We start from the raw sequence: 5,396 nt of genomic DNA, 5'->3' as shown, positions 1-5,396 counted from the left end.
TATTGCAACGCCAGAAAAAATTCTAGAAAAGGTACATGCTAGTCTTTATAATTATGAGAAGTTTCCTAAAGGAACAAATTTCCCCCTTTTGGAAAAAGATATATTAGAGCCTTTAAAATATCCAGATTTAGAAACGGCAATCCAACAATTTAAGGAACAACGCAAAAAGTATTTGGCATATTATGAAGAAAACCCAGAAGCCAAATTAAAGAATTTAGTGTTTGGAGAATTGAATAGATATGAATCGTATTTATTAGAACGAAAACATTTGAATCATCACTTTGAACAATTTGCTTTATTATAATGTCAATGCGCACTTGTTGCGCAGTCGCTTGGAGTATGTGCGAAGAGGATTTTAACCAATCAGTTTTAAGCGAAAATGTCAAAAAAATATTATACATACATTCTAACTCATGAAAGAAACCACATCTTTTATGTAGGTGTAACAAATAGTATTAGAAGACGCATGAGTGAACATAGACTGGCAACACATGGAACACATGTTGGACATTACAACATTAAAAAATTAGTTTATTTTGAAGAACATGCAGATGTAAGAATTGCTATTAGACGTGAAAAGACAATCAAAAAGTGGAAAAGAGAATGGAAAATTAATATCATTACCGAAATGAATCCAAACTGGATTGATTTGAGTTCGGATTGGGATTTAAGCAAATATAATAAAGAAAAGTATTAATACGAATGCGTAACAAGTACGCATTGACAAGTTAAAAACAATGAAACCATACGTAAAACAAAACATAGTAAACGAAGTAGCCTACATAGAGTTTTTTCATCCAGCTCACAATTCCTTACCAGGTAATGTATTGGCAGAATTAGCCCAAACAATCACAGACGCTGGTAAAAACAATAACATAAAAGTCATTGTTCTTAAAAGTGGCGGCGATAGAACTTTTTGTGCTGGCGCCAGCTTTGAAGAGCTTATTAATATTGATGATGCAGCCACAGGAAAAGTTTTCTTTTCAGGATTTGCCAATGTTATAAACGCCATGCGTAAATGTCCAAAATTCATAATTGGTCGAATTCAAGGAAAAACAGTAGGAGGTGGTGTAGGATTAGCAGCGGCAACCGATTATTGTATGGCAACAAAATTTGCGGCTATTAAGTTGAGTGAATTAAATATTGGTATCGGGCCCTTTGTTGTAGGACCTGCAATTGAACGTAAAATTGGATTAAGCGCGATGTCGCAAATAGCTATTGATGCCAATTCGTTTTATCCAGCAGAATGGGCGCAACAAAAGGGCTTATTTACGCAAGTTTATGAAAGTACGGAAGCTTTAAACAATGCTGTAAAAACAACAGCCGAACATTTGTGTACCTACAATCCAGAAGCCATGGTAGAAATGAAAAAAGTATTCTGGAGTGGTACCGATAATTGGGACGACCTTTTAGCAGAGCGCGCAGCAACCAGTGGGCGTTTAGTGCTTTCAGAATTTACTAAAGAAAAATTAAAAACATATAAATAAATTGTCATTCAGAGCAAAGCGATGAATCTCATAAAGAGATTGCCACGTCCTTTGTCCTCGTAATGACATAATAAAAAAAGTATGATTTATTCATTCAAAGGTTATACACCAGTGGTTCACGAATCCAGTTTCGTGCACCCACTAGCTGCTGTAACTGGAAATGTTATTATTGGAAAAAACTGTTACATTGGACCTGGCGCTGCCATTCGTGGTGATTGGGGACAAATTATTTTGGAAGATGGCGTAAATGTTCAAGAAAACTGTACTGTTCATATGTTTCCAGGTAAATCCATCACCTTAAAAGAAAGTGCTCATGTGGGGCACGGTGCCATCATTCATGGTGCTAATTTGGGGCGTAATTGCTTAATAGGTATGAATGCTGTTATTATGGACGATGCCGAAATTGGAGATGAAAGTATCGTAGGAGCTATGGCATTCGTTAGAGCGGAAACTAAAATTCCAAACCGGAGTTTAGTGGTTGGAAATCCAGCAAAAGTGATTAAAGCCGTATCAGATGACATGATTGCTTGGAAAACTAAAGGCACTCAATTGTATCAACAATTACCAGCCGACTGTCATGAAAGTTTAGAAGAGGTAGAGGCACTTCGCGAAGTACCTGAAAACATGAAAGTTCAAGAAGATGTGTATAAAACACTACGCGATTTTATGAAGAAATAATTGGGCGTTACCACAAGGGTCGCGCTTTCACTACTCGCTTCACGACAAAAAGGTCGCGAGAGCTCAAACAAACCGTTCAATCGCTAACGCTGGTTGAATAAATTAAAATTAGAACAAATAATGTCCAAGTTTGATTTAAAAATGCCCAAAATGGGCGAAAGTATAACAGAAGGAACCATCATCAACTGGTTAATAAACATTGGCGACACCTTTGAAGTAGGCGATATTATTCTAGAAGTCGCCACAGATAAAGTGGACAATGAGGTGCCAGCACCTGCATCTGGAACTTTGGTAGAAACGCTGTTTCAAGCCAAAGATGTTGTTCCGGTAGGAGCGGTTATTGCCATTTTAGAGGTTTCAGAAGAACGAAATGTAAAACCAAAAGCCGATTCTGTCAGTCAGAGCGCTAGCCAAGACGCTCAAAAGCAGAAAAAAGATAATAAACCAAAACCAATTCCATCGGTTTTAGCTCCAGCAGCATTTTCAAATACAAACGCAAATACATTTTTTTCCCCTTTAGTTATTAAAATAGCTAAAGAACAACATATTAGTTTTGAGGAACTAGCCAGAATTCCTGCAACCGGTCATCAAGGCAGATTGCGCAAAAGTGATGTGTTTAATTATATAGAAGACGGTCGTCCGTATCAATTTTCGCAAGCCGTAGCACAAGATCCTACGGCTTATAGAATTCCCCAATTGACCTTTGATAAAGGCAAAGGGAAAGTCATTGAAATGGACAGAATGCGCCAAATGATAGCTGATCATATGGTGTATTCAAAGCATACCGCACCACACGTTACCGCTTATGTAGAGGCTGATATGACGAATATGGTTAACTGGCGAAATGCGAATAAAAAAGCCTTTCAGGAAAAATATGGTGAGCGCTTAACATTCACACCTTTGTTTGTGGAAGCGGTTGCTAAAGCTGTTAAGGATTATCCAAATATCAATGCTTCTGTAGATGGCAATAACATTATTGTCAAAGAAAATATTAATATCGGAATGGCAACGGCCTTGCCGAGTGGGAATTTAATTGTTCCTGTCGTAAAAAATGCGGATTCTAAAGATTTAAAAACTATTGCGGAAAACGTAAATGAATTAGCTATTAAAGCTAGAGAAAATAAATTAGGCGGTGATGATATAAAAGGAAGTACGTTTACTATTTCCAACGTTGGAACTTTTGGTAGTGTTATGGGAACCCCAATTATAAACCAACCTGAAGTTGCTATTTTAGCATTAGGAATTATTAAAAAACGCGCTGAAGTCATGGAAACAGAAAAAGGTGATGAAATTGCTATTCGTAGTATGATGTATTTATCATTGTCATTTGACCATCGTGTGGTTGATGGCTTTTTAGGCGGTAGTTTTGTGCGTCGTGTTGCCGATTATTTTGAGCAATTTGATGTGGATAGAAAAATTTAATAATTAAAAAGATCTTAAACGTTTTAAAAAATGTTGAGGTGTTTAGTAATATTTCGCGTTAGGGATTGAAGCGGCATCCTTTTTTGTTTTTCGCAAAAAAGATATAGCGAAAAGCCCGACCCTTTCGGGTAACGCCCAAAAAAAAGTTAAATATGAGTATTTTAGACAAAGACATATTAAAAAAAGGATTCATAAATTTATGTACAGCCAAAGCCATGGCAGAACTGTATGAAGCTAATTTCAAGCAAGTATCAAAATATGTGCATGCAACCTCCCGAGGACATGAGGCCATTCAAACCGCAATAGGCATGCAGTTATTGCCGCAAGATTATGCATTCCCATACTATAGGGATGATGCCATGCTTTTGTCTTTTGGTCTGAAACCTTATGATTTAATGTTGCAATTACTAGCTAAAAAAGATGATCCGTTTTCTGGAGGTCGAACCTATTATGCCCACCCGAGTTTAAAGGATGCTGATAAACCTAAAGTCCCACATCAATCTTCCGCAACTGGTATGCAAGCTATTCCAGCAACAGGTGTTGCAATGGGTATGAAATATATAGAGCAACAAGGGTTAACAAATGCTAATGTTCTTCAGAAGGCTAGTGAGGCATCTCAAAAAAATCCAATAACCGTTTGTTCATTAGGTGATGCATCTGTTACAGAAGGTGAAATTGCCGAAGCTTTCCAAATGGCAGGCTTAAAACAAATACCCATTTTGTTTTTAGTCCAAGATAATGGATGGGATATTTCTGCGAATGCGGCCGAAACAAGAGCACAAAATGCGTTTGAATATGCCAAAGGATTTCACGGCTTAGAAGCCATTACTATTGATGGTGCTGATTTTACGGAAAGTTATGAAGCCTTGGAAACCGTTATTAAAACCATGCGAGCGGAGCGTCGACCATTTTTAGTGCATGCCAAAGTACCATTGTTAAATCACCACACGTCAGGTGTTAGAATGGAGTGGTATCGGGATGATTTGGAAGAAGCCAAATCGCGTGATCCGTATCCTGTTTTAAAACAACAAATGTTAGATGGTGGTTTTTCTGAAGCGGATATCCAAGCTATTGAGGATACTGTTAAAGCAACCGTACAATCCGATTTTGAAAAAGCGCTTCTGGCAGAAGAACCAAAACCTGAAGATTTGTTTACAAATGATTTTGCTCCAACACCCATTACTGAAGAAGTAGGAGAACGTTCACCAAAAGGTGCAGATAAAGTGGTCATGGTAGATTGTGCCTTGTTTGCCGTTGAAGAATTAATGAAAAAACATAAGGAATGCCTGCTTTATGGTCAAGATGTTGGTGGTAGGTTAGGTGGAGTTTTTAGAGAAGCAGCAACGCTTGCTCAAAAATTTGGTGATGACCGCGTATTTAATACAGCCATTCAAGAAGCCTTTATTGTTGGCTCTACTGTAGGAATGAGCGCTGTTGGTTTAAAACCAATTGTAGAGGTTCAATTTGCCGATTATATTTGGCCTGGCCTAAACCAGTTATTTACAGAAGTTAGTAGAAGTTGCTATTTGAGTAACGGAAAATGGCCTGTAAGTATGATTTTACGTGTGCCAATTGGAGCTTATGGCAGTGGCGGCCCTTATCATTCATCTTCTGTTGAAAGTGTAATTACAAATATTCGTGGTATTAAAATAGCCTATCCAAGTAATGGTGCCGACTTAAAAGGTTTGATGAAGGCGGCTTATTATGATCCAAATCCAGTTGTAATTTTAGAGCATAAAGGCTTGTATTGGTCTAAAGTACCAGGAACGCAAGGCGCAACATCGGTAGAGCCAAGTGAAGATTATGTGT

General features: G+C 37.8%; 5 protein-coding genes and 1 pseudogene. All 6 read left to right on the top strand.

Translation table 11 applies throughout. The features are described 5' to 3' along the window. A pseudogene (locus tag ACN0QX_RS15390) lies at window positions 1-304 on the top strand (phenylacetic acid degradation bifunctional protein PaaZ); the annotation flags it as partial. Between the two features lie 75 nt (window positions 305-379). Continuing rightward, on the top strand, window positions 380-697 hold the full coding sequence (locus ACN0QX_RS15385) for a GIY-YIG nuclease family protein (protein ID WP_417198193.1): 318 nt from the start codon (window positions 380-382) through the stop codon (window positions 695-697). Window positions 698-737: 40 nt separating this feature from the next. Continuing rightward, the gene (locus ACN0QX_RS15380) at window positions 738-1,487 is read left to right on the top strand and encodes an enoyl-CoA hydratase/isomerase family protein (RefSeq protein ID WP_417198192.1); all 750 of its coding nucleotides are present in this window, start codon (window positions 738-740) and stop codon (window positions 1,485-1,487) included. A gap of 81 nt (window positions 1,488-1,568) precedes the next feature. After that, window positions 1,569-2,165 carry a transferase hexapeptide repeat family protein gene (locus ACN0QX_RS15375; RefSeq protein ID WP_417198191.1) on the top strand — a complete coding sequence of 199 codons (597 nt, stop codon included), beginning with the start codon at window positions 1,569-1,571 and terminating at the stop codon, window positions 2,163-2,165. Between the two features lie 150 nt (window positions 2,166-2,315). Then, complete coding sequence (locus tag ACN0QX_RS15370) at window positions 2,316-3,587, top strand: dihydrolipoamide acetyltransferase family protein (RefSeq protein WP_417198190.1); 1,272 nt, start codon at window positions 2,316-2,318, stop codon at window positions 3,585-3,587. Window positions 3,588-3,739: 152 nt separating this feature from the next. Beyond that, a partial coding sequence (locus ACN0QX_RS15365; protein WP_417198189.1) for an alpha-ketoacid dehydrogenase subunit alpha/beta occupies window positions 3,740-5,396 on the top strand: 1,657 nt, incomplete at its 3' end.

This window comes from Bizionia sp. (assembly GCF_048259285.1).
GTDB lineage: Bacteria > Bacteroidota > Bacteroidia > Flavobacteriales > Flavobacteriaceae > Algorimicrobium > Algorimicrobium hallyeonense.
Note: the sequence above shows the minus strand (reverse complement) of the source record. Positions and strands in the feature narration are given on the sequence as shown.

Coding starts and splice junctions, on each gene's coding strand:
- ACN0QX_RS15380 (WP_417198192.1), top strand. CDS start 738: ATGAAACCATACGTAAAACAAAACATAGTAAACGAAGTAGCCTACATA.
- ACN0QX_RS15385 (WP_417198193.1), top strand. CDS start 380: ATGTCAAAAAAATATTATACATACATTCTAACTCATGAAAGAAACCAC.
- ACN0QX_RS15375 (WP_417198191.1), top strand. CDS start 1,569: ATGATTTATTCATTCAAAGGTTATACACCAGTGGTTCACGAATCCAGT.
- ACN0QX_RS15370 (WP_417198190.1), top strand. CDS start 2,316: ATGGGCGAAAGTATAACAGAAGGAACCATCATCAACTGGTTAATAAAC.